Annotated in this window: 15 protein-coding genes; 5 read left to right on the forward strand and 10 right to left on the reverse strand. The window is 74.0% G+C overall.

The window, feature by feature from the left end:
• Window positions 1–28: 28 nt before the first annotated feature.
• Window positions 29–355 (reverse strand): YnfA family protein, encoded by a 327-nt coding sequence (locus HH311_RS14130; RefSeq protein WP_169184310.1) that lies wholly within the window; start codon window positions 353–355, stop codon window positions 29–31.
• Window positions 356–412: 57 nt separating this feature from the next.
• On the opposite strand from HH311_RS14130, the gene HH311_RS14135 reads away from it, so the two are divergent.
• The gene (locus tag HH311_RS14135) at window positions 413–853 is read left to right on the forward strand and encodes a DUF5655 domain-containing protein (protein ID WP_169184311.1); all 441 of its coding nucleotides are present in this window, start codon (window positions 413–415) and stop codon (window positions 851–853) included.
• Window positions 854–903: 50 nt separating this feature from the next.
• Here HH311_RS14135 and HH311_RS14140 read toward each other — a convergent pair whose 3' ends face one another.
• The 6 genes from HH311_RS14140 to HH311_RS14165 all read right to left on the reverse strand — a co-directional run bounded on the left by HH311_RS14140 (window position 904) and on the right by HH311_RS14165 (window position 7,251).
• Entirely contained in the window at window positions 904–2,628 is a 1,725-nt protein-coding gene (locus HH311_RS14140) for a DHA2 family efflux MFS transporter permease subunit (protein ID WP_169184312.1), read from the reverse strand.
• A 169-nt stretch (window positions 2,629–2,797) separates the two neighbouring features.
• Complete coding sequence (locus HH311_RS14145) at window positions 2,798–3,559, reverse strand: efflux RND transporter periplasmic adaptor subunit (protein WP_169184313.1); 762 nt, start codon at window positions 3,557–3,559, stop codon at window positions 2,798–2,800.
• On the reverse strand, window positions 3,556–5,040 hold the full coding sequence (locus HH311_RS14150; RefSeq protein ID WP_169184314.1) for an efflux RND transporter periplasmic adaptor subunit: 1,485 nt from the start codon (window positions 5,038–5,040) through the stop codon (window positions 3,556–3,558). Before HH311_RS14150 ends, HH311_RS14145 begins: the two co-directional genes overlap by 4 nt.
• A gap of 106 nt (window positions 5,041–5,146) precedes the next feature.
• Window positions 5,147–5,617, reverse strand: coding sequence for an SRPBCC family protein (locus tag HH311_RS14155; protein WP_169184315.1), 471 nt, complete (start codon window positions 5,615–5,617; stop codon window positions 5,147–5,149).
• 24 nt (window positions 5,618–5,641) lie between these two features.
• Entirely contained in the window at window positions 5,642–6,529 is an 888-nt protein-coding gene (locus tag HH311_RS14160) for an acyl-ACP thioesterase domain-containing protein (protein ID WP_169184316.1), read from the reverse strand.
• Between the two features lie 68 nt (window positions 6,530–6,597).
• Window positions 6,598–7,251 carry a DUF899 family protein gene (locus tag HH311_RS14165; protein WP_169184317.1) on the reverse strand — a complete coding sequence of 218 codons (654 nt, stop codon included), beginning with the start codon at window positions 7,249–7,251 and terminating at the stop codon, window positions 6,598–6,600.
• Between the two features lie 48 nt (window positions 7,252–7,299).
• Between HH311_RS14165 and HH311_RS14170 the strand changes: the two genes are divergently transcribed.
• Complete coding sequence (locus HH311_RS14170) at window positions 7,300–7,704, forward strand: PPOX class F420-dependent oxidoreductase (RefSeq protein ID WP_169184318.1); 405 nt, start codon at window positions 7,300–7,302, stop codon at window positions 7,702–7,704.
• A 106-nt stretch (window positions 7,705–7,810) separates the two neighbouring features.
• Here the strand turns inward: HH311_RS14170 and HH311_RS14175 are convergent, their stop codons facing one another.
• Window positions 7,811–8,596: an NAD(P)-dependent oxidoreductase gene (locus HH311_RS14175; protein ID WP_169184319.1), complete on the reverse strand. Its 786-nt coding sequence runs from the start codon at window positions 8,594–8,596 to the stop codon at window positions 7,811–7,813.
• A 53-nt stretch (window positions 8,597–8,649) separates the two neighbouring features.
• On the opposite strand from HH311_RS14175, the gene HH311_RS14180 reads away from it, so the two are divergent.
• The 3 genes from HH311_RS14180 (at window position 8,650) to HH311_RS14190 (ending at window position 11,565) form a co-directional block, all read left to right on the forward strand.
• On the forward strand, window positions 8,650–9,057 hold the full coding sequence (locus tag HH311_RS14180) for an SRPBCC family protein (RefSeq protein WP_169184320.1): 408 nt from the start codon (window positions 8,650–8,652) through the stop codon (window positions 9,055–9,057).
• A gap of 20 nt (window positions 9,058–9,077) precedes the next feature.
• A complete protein-coding gene (locus HH311_RS14185) occupies window positions 9,078–11,219 on the forward strand; it encodes a DNA polymerase ligase N-terminal domain-containing protein (protein WP_169184321.1) in 2,142 nt (713 codons plus the stop codon).
• Between the two features lie 106 nt (window positions 11,220–11,325).
• Window positions 11,326–11,565 (forward strand): hypothetical protein, encoded by a 240-nt coding sequence (locus tag HH311_RS14190; protein ID WP_169184322.1) that lies wholly within the window; start codon window positions 11,326–11,328, stop codon window positions 11,563–11,565.
• Window positions 11,566–11,580: 15 nt separating this feature from the next.
• Here the strand turns inward: HH311_RS14190 and HH311_RS14195 are convergent, their stop codons facing one another.
• Both HH311_RS14195 and HH311_RS14200 read right to left on the reverse strand, forming a co-directional pair.
• On the reverse strand, window positions 11,581–12,741 hold the full coding sequence (locus HH311_RS14195; protein ID WP_169184323.1) for a hypothetical protein: 1,161 nt from the start codon (window positions 12,739–12,741) through the stop codon (window positions 11,581–11,583).
• Window positions 12,742–12,795: 54 nt separating this feature from the next.
• A complete protein-coding gene (locus tag HH311_RS14200) occupies window positions 12,796–13,281 on the reverse strand; it encodes a hypothetical protein (RefSeq protein ID WP_169184324.1) in 486 nt (161 codons plus the stop codon).
• Window positions 13,282–13,301: the final 20 nt, after the last annotated feature.

Below are 13,301 nucleotides of genomic sequence, written 5' to 3' on the forward strand. Positions count from 1 at the left end.
CCTCCCGCCACGGTGTCGCGGGAGGGGCTCAGCGCGGGGCGTACATGATCACGCCGACCCCGACGAGGCAGACGAGCGCGCCGAGCAGGTCGAAGCGGTCGGGCCGGAAACCGTCGACGACGACGCCCCAGAGCAGGGAGCCGGCGACGAAGACCCCGCCGTAGGCGGCGAGGATCCGGCCGAACGAGGCCTCCGGCTGCAGCGCCGCGGCGAACCCGTACAGCCCGAGCGCGACGATGCCGAGCCCGGCGAGCCACCACGCGCGGTGCTCCCGGACCGCCTGCCAGATCAGCCAGGCGCCGCCGATCTCCAGGATCGCCGCCACGACGAACAGCCCGATCGACCGGAGCGTCACGGCCGGGACCGTAGTCGGGGCCTCCCGGCACCGTCCGGCGAGGAGGACGCTGATCCCGTGACGGCTCCGGGCGCGATGTGGCGCTGCCCGTCGTGCGGGCGGACGTTCGCCGCGACCGGGCAGGTCCACACGTGTCGCGCGCTCGGTGACCTCGACGCCCACTTCGCCCGCTGCGAGCCCGCGGTCCGCGCCGTCTTCGACGGCGTCGTGGCGGCGGTCCGCGCCCTGGGGCCCGTCGAGGTGCTGCCGGAGAGGACCCGCGTGGCGCTGCACGCGCGGATGAGCTTCGCGGCCTTCGTCCCCCGGCGGCGCTGGCTCGACGGCCACCTCGTCCTCGCGCGGGTCGTCGACAGCGCGCGGTTCCGCCGCGTGGAGGTCTACTCGGCCCACAACGTGCTGCACGCGGTCCGGCTGACCTCGACCGCGGAGCTCGACGACGAGTTCCGGGGCTGGCTCGCCGAGGCCTACCTCGTCGGGGTGCAGCACCACCGGCGGTGAGCGCTCAGAGCCCCCGCACGAACAGTTCCGCGAGGGCGGCGCCCTCCCCGCTAGCCCTCGATCACCCGCGGGCCCTCCTGGGCCGCCGGCTTCCCGCTGGGCAGCAGCAGCGCGAGCGGCACACCGATCGCGGTGAGGATCGCGGTGACGATGAGCAGATCGTTCAGCGCGGTGATGAAGACCTGGCTCTGCAGGCTCTCGTACATCGAGTACTGCTGCACGAACGCGCTGTTCGACCCGCCCGCGGCGCCGGACGCGGCTGAGCCGGTGCCCGAGGTCGTCGCGGACGACATCAGCCCCGACCGGTCGGCGAGCCCCTGCGCCTGCTGGAGGGTCATCAGCGCGGTCATCGCCGCGAGGCCGATCGCCGAGGAGGTGCGCTGCACGACGGTGTTGAACGCGCTCCCGTTCGACGTGAACTCGGGGGGCAGCGACGCCATGCCGCCGGTCATGATCGGCATCATGGCGAGCCCGATCCCCGCGGCGCGGATCGCGAGGATCAGCTCGAGGTGGCCGTGGGGCGTGTCGGTGGTCAGCGTCGCCATGTCCCAGGTGGTCCAGGCGACGATCGCGAGCCCGATCGCCGCCGGCCACCGCGAGCCGAAGCGGTCGTAGATCTGCCCCGCCAGCGGCATGATCACCGCCATGACGAGGGCCTGCGGCAGCAGGAGCAGGCCGGTGTCGAAGGCCCCCATGTCCTGGAACTGCTGCAGGTAGACGGGGATGTAGAACAGCACACCGAACAGGCCGACCGACACGATCGCGATGAGGATCAGCGAGTTCGTGAAGGCCCAGCTCGTGAAGACCCGGACGTCGAGCAGCGGCTGGTCGACCTCGAGCTCGATGACGACGAACAGCGCCAGCGACAGGACGCCCACCGTGAGCAGGATCAGCGTCGGGTAGGAGGTCCAGCCCCAGGTCGGGGCTTCGGACAGCGCGAGGAGCAGCGAGAACGCCCCGACGGCGATGGCGAGGAAGCCGGGCACGTCGAACTTCTGGCCCGTCTCCGGCCGGAAGCGCGGCAGCAGGAAGACCGCGCCCAGGACGCCGAGCACGCCGACCGGCACGTTGATGAAGAAGATCAGGCGCCAGTCGACGTACTCGACGAGGTAGCCGCCGAACGTCGGGCCGATGGCCGGCGCGAAGACGATCCCGAGGCCGTAGATGCCCATGGCCCCGCCGATGCTCTTCTTGGGGACGATCTTGTAGAGCATCGAGAGCGCGACGACGGGGATGATGCCGCCGGGGATGGCCTGCAGGATCCGGAACACGATCATGCTGTGGACGTCCCACGCGAGGCCGCAGAACGCGGAGAAGATCGCGAAGCCGATCATCGCGAAGATGTAGGCGCGGGAGAGCCCGAGCCGCGCCCCGAGCCAGGCGCTGGCCGGGACGATGACGCCCTCCGCCAGCGAGTACGACGTCGAGACCCACTGGATCTGGTCGGTGGTCGCCCCGAAGTCGTTCTGCATCGTCGAGATCGCGACGTTGACGATGCTGATGTCGAGCACCGACATGAACATGCCGACGACGAGCACGAGCAGCGGGACGAGCCAGTTCGACTGCGGGCCGGGCTGTTCCGGGGCGGCCGGCCGGGCCGGCTTCGCGGGAGCGGTGGCGGCCGCGGCGCCGTCACGGCGGGCCCCGTCGCGCGGCTCCTCGGTGGTGGGTCGGGCGGGAGCGTGACCGTTCTCCCGGGTGTCCGGGAGCGTCGAGCCGGGGTGTCCGTCGTCGAGCGTGGTCGGGCCGGCCCCGACCTCGGTCTCGGTCGACATGCGGGGGCTCTCCTCCTCGCAGACGGCTGGCCCCCGGGGATGCCCGGGGGCCTCGGCGTCACGCGTCGCTCGCGAGGAGCGTCACGTCACCCGATCGAAACCGTAGGACGAGGCGGACCAGAGCGCTCAGTGATGTGGGAGACGTCTCCCAGAATCGCTGAGCGAACCCTCAGTCGCCCGGCTTGTGGATGCTCACCGTGACGTTCATGCCGGGGATGAGGTCGAGGCCCTGGTCGTCGTCGATGCCGATGCGCACCGGGATCACCTGGGTGACCTTCTGGAAGTTGCCCCCGGAGTTGGACTGCGGGAACTGCGAGAACACCGCCGCCGCCCCGCCCTGGATCTCCTGCACCGTGCCGTGGAAGCTCTTGCCCGGGTAGGCGTCGACCGTGAAGTCGACCGGCCGGTTGACCTCGACGTCGTTGATGTCGGTCTCGTCGACGCGGGCGGTCACGTAGACGTTGGCCGGGTCGTAGGCGATCGCGAGCTGGGCGCCCGCGGTCACGTAGGCGCCCTCGGTGGTGTCGGAGTTCGCGATGGTGCCCGCGGCGGGCGCGCGGATCGGCAGCTGGGGCTGCACGTAGGCGCCCTGCTGCTGCACGCGGCCGACCACCTGGTCGCGTCGCAGCACCGTCCCGATCGAGCCGGTCCACCCGACCAGCGTGCCGCTGGTGGGCGCCACGATCGGGATCTGGGTGCCGTCGATCTGGGCGTTGTCGGTGGAGACGACCTTGCTGGAGTTGATGAAGTAGTTGGCCGTGAAGGCCGCGGCGGCCAGCAGCGCCAGGATGATGATGACCGCCAGGGCGATCTTCGTCGAGCGCTTGAGACCGCGGCGCTTCGTGCCCTCCTCGGTCGCGGTGCCCTCGGCGGGCGTCCCGTCCTCGACCGTGGTGCCCGCGCTCCCCTCGGGGGCCTCGGGGGCGCTCACGCCCCGCCGCCCAGCAGGACCTGCTGGCCCTCGGAGAGGCCGCTGGTGATCTCGGTCCGGTCGGGACCGACGAGTCCGGTCGTCACCGGGGTCGGTACCTGTCTGCCATCGGGTTCCACGACGGTGACCGTGGCCTTGTCCCCCTGCCGGTGCAAGGCGGCATTCGGCACGCTGATCTTCTGATCGGACGAGGCGGTGATGACGGTGGCCCGCGCGGACTGCCCGTCGTGCACCCGCGGGTCGCCGTCGGGCAGCGCGATCGTCACGTAGTACTCGACGCTGCCGCCGAGGGCCGTGGACGAGGGCGCCACCGAGAGCACCGTGCCGTCGAACGTGTGGTCCGGGATCGCGTCCAGGGAGATCGTCGCGTGCTGCTGCGGGGCGATCTTCGCCGCGTCCACCTCCTGGAAGGGCGCGACGACGGAGAAGTGGGCCAGGTTCTGCAGCACGAGGAACTGCGTGCCACCCGGGCGCGAGGGCGACGCGGCGCCGGCCGCGGCGCCCGCGGCGGCACCCGCCGCCTGCGCCGCGCCCGGGATCGGGGCGTCGGCCCCCGGCGCGAAGGGCGTGGTCGCCGAGGACGGCGTGATGAACTCCCCGACCGCCCCGTTGAGGGCCGAGACCGTGGCCGCCACCGGCGCGCGCAGCGTGGTGTTGTCGAGGCCCCGCTGCGCCAGGGCGACCTGGGTGCGGGCGCCGTCCAGGGCGGCCCGGGCCGCATCGAGGCTGTTGGGACGGTCGGCGCTGGCCGAGTCGAGCCCGTTCTGCGCGCTGACCTGGCCCTGCCGGGCGCTGGCCACCTGGAGGTTGCCGGCGGCGGCGTCGACGTTGCGCTTCTGCTGGGCCTGTGCGAGCTGCTGCTGGGCGGTCTGCACGCCCTGCTGGGCCTGGAGCACGGCGTACTGGTCGACCGGGATGCGCTGGCAGGGCGCGGGGGGCGTCGTGCCGTAGGTGGGCGCGCACGCGGCGCTGTCCGCGGTGAGCGCCGCCTGGGCCGGGGCCACGCCGGCCTGGGCCTGGCTGACCGCCGCGCGGGCCGCCCGGATCGCGGCGTCGTCCGCGGCGAGGGTGGCGTCGGCCTGCCGCTTGGTCGCCGAGACCACCGACGCGGCCGCGTCCACGGAGTTCTGGGCGCCGCCGACCGAGGTGCCGTCCGCGACCCGGTCGTAGTTCGCCTGCTGCGCGGCGAGCTGCGACTGCGCCTGCCGGAGCTGCTGGCGGGCGGAGAAGTCGTCGATGGTGGCCAGGATCTGCCCGGGGGTGACCTGGTCGCCGACCGAGACCCGCACCGACGTCAGCTGCCCGCCGGTCGGGAAGCCGAGGTTGGTGGACCCGAGCGCGGAGACCGAGCCGCTCGACTCCACGCCGGTGTTGACGGCCGCGCGTTCCACGCGGGCGGTCCTGGGTGGGCCGGCGCTCTGCGAACCGCCGCAGGCCGCCAGGACGAGGGCGGAGACCAGGGCCAGCACGGGGAGCGTCATCCGTCGGACGGAGCAACGGGTCACGCCCAGGACAACGCGTCGGGATGATCTGGGATACGACTCCCGGTCCGGAAGTCATCTCACGAGGTGATCATCACGCCCCGGCTCAGCGATACCCCCGTCGCACGACGCGTTCGAGGATGCCGAGCGTGGCCCGCAATGCCTGCGCGGGGATCACCGGGAAGATGTCGCGTTCGCGCCACTCCGGGTGGATGTCGGACCAGTCGTAGGACGAGGTGACCAGTGTGCCGCCGTCGACCGGCTCGAGCCGGTATCCGTAGACGTGGCCGATCGGCGGCCGCGCGACCCCGGTGACCGTCCACGCGATCTCGCGGTCCGGCTCGAACGCGGTGATCGTCACCGTGACGTCGTAGCGGCCGAGCGGGCGGTCCCCGAGGGCCTCGCGGTCCATGTGCACGACGAACTCGTCCCCGACCGCGGTGACCCGCTCCCCCGTCGCGTCCATCAGCATGCCCGCGGCGTCGACGGCGACGTGGCCGACCGGGTCGGTGAGCACCGCGAAGATCTCGCTCGGCGCGGCGGGGAGGGTGCGCTGGACCTCGATGCGATCGGCCATGGCCGCATCGTGGCAGCGGCCCCGTCAGCGCGCCGGGCGCCAGGCGTCGAGGACGTCGGCCGGCAGGTCCCCGCGGCGCCCGGTCGCGTCGGCCAGCCCGACGCAGCGGTCCCCGAGGAAGACGCCGAGGCCGTAGTGCACCGTCGGGACGCCGTCGTCGTCGACGTCCTGGCCGAGCACCGCCACCCCGATCTCGTACTCCGCGGGGTAGCCCACCTCGGCGACGTACTGGACCCGGAAGGCGTGCGGGGCGATCTCCGGCGGCGGGCCGCCCCACCCGGAGGTGAGGACCTCGTCCTGCAGGGACGCGACGCCGTCGGCGTACCAGGACAGCAGGACGACGTTGTTGACGTGGCGGTTGGTGTCGATGTCGCCGACCCGGGCGCGCAGCGACACGGCGAAGGGGTAGGTGGCGCGATCGCGCCGCTCCGGGCCCGGGCGCAGGGACGTCGGCGCGTCGGGCTCGTCGAGCACCATCCCGGCGAGGTCCGAGCGCAGCGCGTCCGGCAGGTGGGCGGGCCCGGCCTCCGTCGCGAAGACGGTGACGGTGTCACCGAGGGCGACGCAGCGGTCGTCGCAGAAGACGCCGTAGCCGTAGGTGAACGACGAGTTGCCGACCCGGCGAATCCCGACGCCGATCCGGTACTTGCCATCCCAGCGCATCGGCGCGCGCCGGTCCACGTGCTGGGCGGCGAGCAGCACCCGGAACGGGCCGAACTCGCCGTCCTCGACGAGCCGGCGGAACGCCGGGAGCTCGACCGCGACGCGGACGTCCTCGAACCAGCGCGCCAGCCCGGTCGCCGAGATCATCCCGTCCGGCCCGAGGTCGGAGTAGCGCGGCGCGACGTCCCGGAGGACCGGGTAGGCCCCGGGGTGGGTCAGCGCGCAGGGCACGGCGGCGGAGTCCGACATGGGGACATCGTCGCGGTGCGGAGGCCGGCGGCGCTCCCGGGCCGGGCCCGCGTCACAGGCGCGCCGCGTCACACGGCGGGGCCGTACTGCCCGTGCCGGCGCCACCACACGTAGGGCGCCGACTGCGGGCGGCCCGCCGGGGTGTCCTCCCAGGTCTCCTGACGGCCGTAGGGCACGAGGTCGAGGAAGGTCCACGTGCTGCCGAGCGCCTCCACGCCGCGCCCGGAGGTGGAGTAGGTCCGCAGCACCCGATCACCGTCGCGGAGGAACACGTCGAGCTGGAACCCCGGCACGCGCATCGCGTCCCGGAAGCCGTCCACGTCCTCGTACCAGGGGACGTCCCAGCCCATGTGGGCCCGGAAGGCCTCGATCTCGGCGATCGGCGCCCGGGAGGACAGCGCGAAGGTCACGTCGCGGGCGCGCAGGTGGTCGAGGTGCCCGACGTTGTCGGTGAACAGGCAGCAGTCGGCGCACGGGTCGTCGTCGCCCGGGCCGAGCATGTGGTGGTAGAGGACCAGCTGCGGGCGGCCGTCGAAGAGGTCGGCGAGGGTGGCCCCGCCGTCGGGACCCACGAAGCGGTACCCGGGGTCGACCTCCACCGCCGGCAGCCGGCGCCGGGCCGCGGCGAGGGCGTCGCGGGCCCGCGTCGCCTCCTTCTCGCGCTCCCGGAACGCGGCCGACGCCTCGTCCCACTCCTGCTGCGACACCACCGTCATCGTCATACCGACTGATCCTAGAAAAGGACTACGAGGTGCGTCTAGGGTCGAGCCATGGTCGCGTCGCTGGACCCCGGGGTCAGGGAGCTGCTGAGCGCCCGCAACATGGCCCACGTGGCCACGCTGATGGCCGACGGCTCGCCGCACGTCTCGCCGGTCTGGATCGAGGTGCTCGACGACGACCGGCTCGCCATCTTCTCGACCCAGGCCCACCTGAAGATCCGCAATCTGCGGCGGGACCCCCGGATCGGCATCTCGGTGGCCGACGAGCACAACCCGTACCGCTCGGTGATCATCCGGGGCCGGGTCGTCGAGGAGATCCACGGCGACGAGGCGATCGAGATCATGGACCGGATGAGCCGCCGCTACACGGGCGCGGACTTCCCGGTCCGCTCCTCGATCGTCGAGGTCATCGAACCGGAGCGGGTGAAGGTGCAGGAGCTGCCCTTCAGGCACTGAGGGCCGGAGCGGCCGGGCCCGTGATCAGCGGACCTCGGTGGTGGTGTTCCGAGGCCCACCACCGCCGTCCAGGTCTGTTGATCACGCGCGAGGGGCCGAGCAGCGGTCACACCCCGGGCTCGTCGTACCGCGCGCCGCAGAACCCGCCCCCGACGAAGACGTCGGTCCACGCGTCGGCGGCGAGGTCGCGGTCGGCGAACACCTCGGCGTCGTCGGCCGGGCGGTAGCCGAGCTCCGCGGCGGCGGTCAGCGAGAACCGGCGCCGGGTGTTGTCCGAGACGCCCCAGACGATCCGGAAGCCCGGCGACCGCACGGTGACCGCGGCGTCGACGAGCCGCGCGACGTCGCCGGGCGAGAGCCAGGTGGCCAGCGCCCGGGCGTCGGGCGGGGCCTCGAAGCACGACCCGATGCGCAGGCAGACGACGTCGAGGCCGTACCGGTCGTGGTAGAGGCTGCCGAGCGCCTCGTCGGTCACCTTGGCCACGCCGTAGAACGTGTCCGGGCGGGGCGGCACGTCGTCGGGCACCGGGTCGACGGCCGGGTGGAACCCGACGGCGTGGTTGCTGCTGGCGAACACCACCCGCCCGACCCCGGCCCGTCGCGCGGCCTCGAAGACCGTGAACGTCCCGTGGATGTTGACGTCGAGGATCTCGCTCCACGCCGCCTCGCCGCTGATCCCGCCGAGGTGCACCACGGCGTCGACCCCGCGGCACGCCGCGGTGAGCGCGTCGAGGTCGGTGACCGACGCCGTCACCACCTCCTCGCCCTCCCCCGGGTCGTCGATCGCGGCGACGTCGAGCAGGCGCAGGGTCCGGTCGGCGCGGGCGAGGCGGGGGCGCAGCATGCCGCCGATGCGCCCGGCGGCGCCCGTGATGAGCAGGGTCTCGGTCACGGGACGACATCGTGCCCGGGTTCGCCGCACCCGGCCCCGGGGTAGCCGCCGGCATGGGTGACTACGAGCACACCGCCACCATCCGCCGCCCGCCGGACGTCGTCTTCGACTACGTGTCCGCCGTGGAGAACCTGCCGTCGTTCTTCGACAGCATGCGCGACGCCCACGCCGAGGGCGGCGACGACGTCCACGTGGTCGCCGACGTCGAGGGGCACACCTACGAGGGCGAGGCGTGGATGCACGCCGACCCCGACGCCAAGCACGTCCGGTGGGGTGCCGAGTCCGCCAGCGGCTACCACGGCGAACTGTTCGTGACCGGCATCGGCGACGAGGAGTCGAAGGTGACGGTCACCCTGCACACCGAGCACGCCGACGGTCCGGGCATCCGCGCCGGGCTCGAGCAGACCCTGGCCAACCTCAAGACGCAGCTGGACGGCAGCAGCACCGAGCCCGCCGGCTGACGACCGTGACCCCGCGGCCGATGCTCGCGACCCCCGGCGACCCGCCGGAGGGCGCGGGCTGGGCGGTGGAGTTCGCGTGGGACGGCGTGCGGGTCCTGCTGCGGACCGGTCCCGACGGTGCCGTGGTCACCGGGGAGGACGGCGCCGACCTCTCCGCGGTCTACCCCGAGCTGGCCGAGGTGGGCCGTGGGCGGGAGCTCGTCCTCGACGGCGAGGTCGTCGTGCTCGACGCCCACGGTCGTCCCGACGCGGCCCGCCTCGCCCGGCGCGCGGCGGCCGCGACCCCGGACGAGGAGCTGCGCTCCGCCGCCCCGGTGACGCTGTACGCCACCGACCTGCCGTCCGTCGACGGCGACGAGCTGCACGATCGCCCGTACGACGAGCGCCGTGCGCGACTCGAGGCGCTCGACCTCGGGTCCCGCGCCGAGGTGCCGCCGTCGTTCACCGACTCCACCCCCGCCGAGGTGCTCGAGGTCGCGCGCGGGTACGGCCTGCGCGGCATCGTGGCGAAGCGCCGCGCCTCCCCCTACGTGTTCGGGGTGCGGTCGGGCGACTGGGTGGAGACCCGGGTCGACCGGCTGGCCACCTACACGGGGATGCGCGACTTCACCGCGACCCCCGAGCCCACGGGCGGCTCCCCATCCGCGGGCGCGCCGATCTTCGTCGTCCAGCGCCACCGTGCCCGCCGGCTGCACTACGACTTCCGGCTCGAGATCGACGGCGCGCTGGCGAGCTGGGCCGTCCCGCGCGGCCCGACGCTGGACCCCTCCGCGCGGCACCTGGCGGTGCACACCGAGGACCACCCCATGGACTACGCGCTGTTCGAGGGCGTGATCCCGAAGGGCCAGTACGGCGGCGGCGACGTCATCGTCTGGGACCGCGGGGTGTGGCACCCGGCGCACACCGACGACCCGGCGGCCGCCGTCCGCGCCGGGGAGATCCACCTCGACCTGGAGGGCGAGAAGCTCGCCGGACGCTTCGTCCTGGTGCGCCGCCGCGCCCGCGACGGCGAGCGGCCCGGCGCGGAGCAGTGGGTCCTCGTGCACAAGCACGACGACCACGCGCAGGAGGGCTGGGACCCCGAGGAGCACCCGCGCTCGGTGCTCACCGGACGCACGAACGACGAGGTCGCCGCGGCACCGGCGGCGATGTGGCAGAGCGAGGCCCCCGCCGCGCAGGCCGAGGTGCCGCTCGCCGCGTCGGACCCCGGACTGCAGGTCGCGGCCACCGACGACGATCTGGCCGCGCTCGACGCCCTCGGCGACGGCGGCCCGTGGTCGGTGGGCGGCCGGGAGGTCGTGCTGAGCAACCTCGACAAGGTCCTCTTCCCCGGGCAGGCCGGGCCGCCGCTCACCAAGCGCGACCTCGTCCGGTTCCACGCGCGGATCGCGCCGTTCCTGCTGCCCTACCTGGCGGGGCGCCCGGTCAACCTCCACCGCTTCCCCGACGGCGTCGCCCGCCCGGGGTTCTGGCAGAAGGAGGTCCCCGGCCACGCCCCCGACTGGCTCCGGCGCTGGCACAACCCGGAGGCCGCGCCCGACGAGACCCAGCACTACGTCGTCCTCGACAGCACCGCCGCGCTCGTCTGGACGGCCAACCACGGCGCGATCGAGCTGCACCCCTGGACCTCGCGGCTGCCCGACGTCCACCATCCGACGTGGGCGCTGATCGACATCGACCCCGGGCCCGCCGTCGGCTTCGACGACGTCCTGCTCCTCGCCCGGCTCTACCGCACCGCGCTCGAGCACCTGCAGGTCGCGGCGGCGCCCAAGGTCACCGGCAAGCGCGGCGTCCAGATCTGGGTGCCCATCGCCGACGGCTACACCTTCGACGACACCCGCGCCTGGGTCGAGAAGCTGTCCCGCGCCGTCGGGAAGACCGCGCCCGGGCTCGTGTCGTGGGAGTGGCACACCGACCGCCGCCACGGGCTCGCCCGGCTCGACTACACCCAGAACGCGATCAACAAGACCCTCGTGGCCCCGTTCAGCCCCCGCCCCGCGCCCGACGCCCCGGTGTCGACGACCCTGCGCTGGGACGAGCTCGACGATCCCGACCTGGCACCGGACCGTTGGACGATCCGCACCCTGCCCGACCGGTTGGCCACCGCGGGCGATCCCCTCCGACCGCTGCTCGGGCAGGCACAGACGCTGCCGGCCCTGTAGGGCAGGGGCGCGGCAGCCACGTCACCACCGCGGGGTCTGGACGCGTCGGGCCGCGCGGGGTCGGGTGTGGGGAGACCCACCACGTCCCACGAGACGAGGAGCTCCCGTGCCCGAGATCGTCCGCACCCTCGGCCTCCTGACCGCGCTGCCGGGATCCCTGGTCGTCCTCGCGATGGGCCTCGCGCGGGCCACCCAGGCCAGTCCGCCGAACTGGATCCTGCTGATCATCGGCGGGGCCCTCTTCGTCCTCAGCGTGCCGCCGCTGCTGTTCGGGTCGTCCCCCGACGACGGGCGCGGCACGTCCGACCGGGGCGCCCGGCGCCCGGTGCCGACCCGCGCCCGCTGAGGCGGGCGCCCGGTCTCAGGCCGCGTCGGACTCGTCGTCGGAGCGGTCCGTGATCCGGGCCGGCGGGTTGCCCCGCAGGTGCTCGCGCTGCCGGTAGCCGTACGCGGCGTTGCGGATGTCCTCGTCGCGCTGCAGGACGATCCCGACCGCCCCGGCCAGGGTGGCGGCCACCGTCGCGAGCGAGGCGATGCGGATCCAGTCGGTGACGACCGGGGTCCGGTGCAACGTCGCGGTGACCGTGTTCGCGAGCGCGCCGGGCGAGATGAGGAACAGGACGGCGCCGAGGTCGACGGCGAAGGTCACGACGACGAGGGCGACCACCGCCTGCCCGATCGTCGCGAGCGTGGCGAGGTTGTAGAGCCGGATGACGCGTGCCTCGGCCTGGGCCCGCCGGCGTCTCTCCCACAGCCCGTGGCGCACGACGATCCACGCCGTCATCAGTACCGCGGACGCCACCGCCGCGCCGACCAGCCGCCACGGACCGGCGGTCAGCGCGATGTACCACGTGGACGAGTTGAAGATCATGAATGCGCTGGCGGCGACGGTGGCCGCGAACGCGGCCGCCATGCCGGCGACGAGCCGCCCGGGGTGGTTGGTCCGGATCATCCCGGCGAGGAGCCGCAGCCGGCCCGACACCACCGGGCCGGTGAGGCGCTGGTCGATCCGGGAGTCCCGGGGCTCCCGACGGCGGGTGGAGCCCAGGAGCGTCGCGATGCGCGGTGAGCTGTCGTCCGTCGCGGTCTCCGGCCCGTCCCCGTCGGCCTCGAGCAGCCCGACGACGAGGTGGGCCACCACGCGCACCGCCCGGGTGCGCAGCCGCCACGCGCCGAGGGCGGGCAGGGACACCGCGGCGACCCGGCGGTCGAGGCCGACGTCGGCGATCACGGGTTCGTGGCCGTGCAGCACCGGGACCTCGGTGAGGTAGACCGCGACGTCCCAGCCCTCCCGCTCGCGGTGGTCGGCGACCGCGTCGAGCACCCCGGGCATGTGGGAGCGACCGGCCGCGATCGCCGACTGGCGCACCTGCAGGCGGCAGCCGGGGTCGTCCTCGGCGCAGCTCCGGTGGGCGGCGAGCGCGCGCGGCAACGAGGAGTCCGCCAGCGCGTGCGCCACCTCCACCGGCAGGTCGGGGTCGGCGAGCAGGCCGATCTCCGGCTGGTCGGTCCGAGGAGCCATGCCGGGGGCTGCCCACCCGGGCCGGGCTCTCTCCCTCGTTTCTCCCCGGCCCGGTCAGGCGGCCCGCGTCCAGCCCGCGGCACGGTCGCCGGACAGCGCGTCGTACACCGTCCCGGCGGCCACGGCGTAGACCAGGTGGTGGCCGAGGTCGGTCAGCGTGGCGGTGGCGCCGTAGGCCGGGGTCGGCTTCCCGAGCCCGAGGGCCGGGGTGAGCGCCTGCTCGGCGCCGAGCACGGCGGCCAGGTGGGCCGCCGTCGCGAGGGGGCCGCGCTCCCCGGCGAGGTCGAGCAGCGTGCGCGCGAGGCCCCAGCCGGTGCCGTAGGCCCAGTGCGCGACGACGTTGAGCCGGTTCCGGGCGGCCTCGTCCTTCGGCGCGATCCCGGTGGCGGTGGCGACGCCGTCGGCGGGTGTGGTGCTCCCGGAACGGCCCGAGAGCCGTTGCTCGACGGTCTGGGACAGCGTCATGGCGGCCGTGCCCGCGAGGCCCGCGAGCACGCCGCGCGCCCCGGAGAGCAGGGGCCGATCGGTCGGTGAGGTCATCGCTGCGGATCGACGCTCGG

The organism is Actinomycetospora sp. TBRC 11914 (genome assembly GCF_012933465.1).
Classification (GTDB): Bacteria; Actinomycetota; Actinomycetes; order Mycobacteriales; family Pseudonocardiaceae; genus Actinomycetospora.

What these genes read in the sequence shown, in the direction of transcription:
- HH311_RS14140 (WP_169184312.1), bottom strand. Translation starts at nt 2,628, where the DNA reads ATGTCGACCGAGACCGAGGTCGGGGCCGGCCCGACCACGCTCGACGAC.
- HH311_RS14150 (WP_169184314.1), bottom strand. Translation starts at nt 5,040, where the DNA reads ATGACGCTCCCCGTGCTGGCCCTGGTCTCCGCCCTCGTCCTGGCGGCC.
- HH311_RS14155 (WP_169184315.1), bottom strand. Translation starts at nt 5,617, where the DNA reads ATGGCCGATCGCATCGAGGTCCAGCGCACCCTCCCCGCCGCGCCGAGC.
- HH311_RS14160 (WP_169184316.1), bottom strand. Translation starts at nt 6,529, where the DNA reads ATGTCGGACTCCGCCGCCGTGCCCTGCGCGCTGACCCACCCCGGGGCC.
- HH311_RS14165 (WP_169184317.1), bottom strand. Translation starts at nt 7,251, where the DNA reads ATGACGATGACGGTGGTGTCGCAGCAGGAGTGGGACGAGGCGTCGGCC.
- HH311_RS14170 (WP_169184318.1), top strand. Translation starts at nt 7,300, where the DNA reads ATGGTCGCGTCGCTGGACCCCGGGGTCAGGGAGCTGCTGAGCGCCCGC.
- HH311_RS14180 (WP_169184320.1), top strand. Translation starts at nt 8,650, where the DNA reads ATGGGTGACTACGAGCACACCGCCACCATCCGCCGCCCGCCGGACGTC.
- HH311_RS14185 (WP_169184321.1), top strand. Translation starts at nt 9,078, where the DNA reads ATGCTCGCGACCCCCGGCGACCCGCCGGAGGGCGCGGGCTGGGCGGTG.
- HH311_RS14195 (WP_169184323.1), bottom strand. Translation starts at nt 12,741, where the DNA reads ATGGCTCCTCGGACCGACCAGCCGGAGATCGGCCTGCTCGCCGACCCC.
- HH311_RS14200 (WP_169184324.1), bottom strand. Translation starts at nt 13,281, where the DNA reads ATGACCTCACCGACCGATCGGCCCCTGCTCTCCGGGGCGCGCGGCGTG.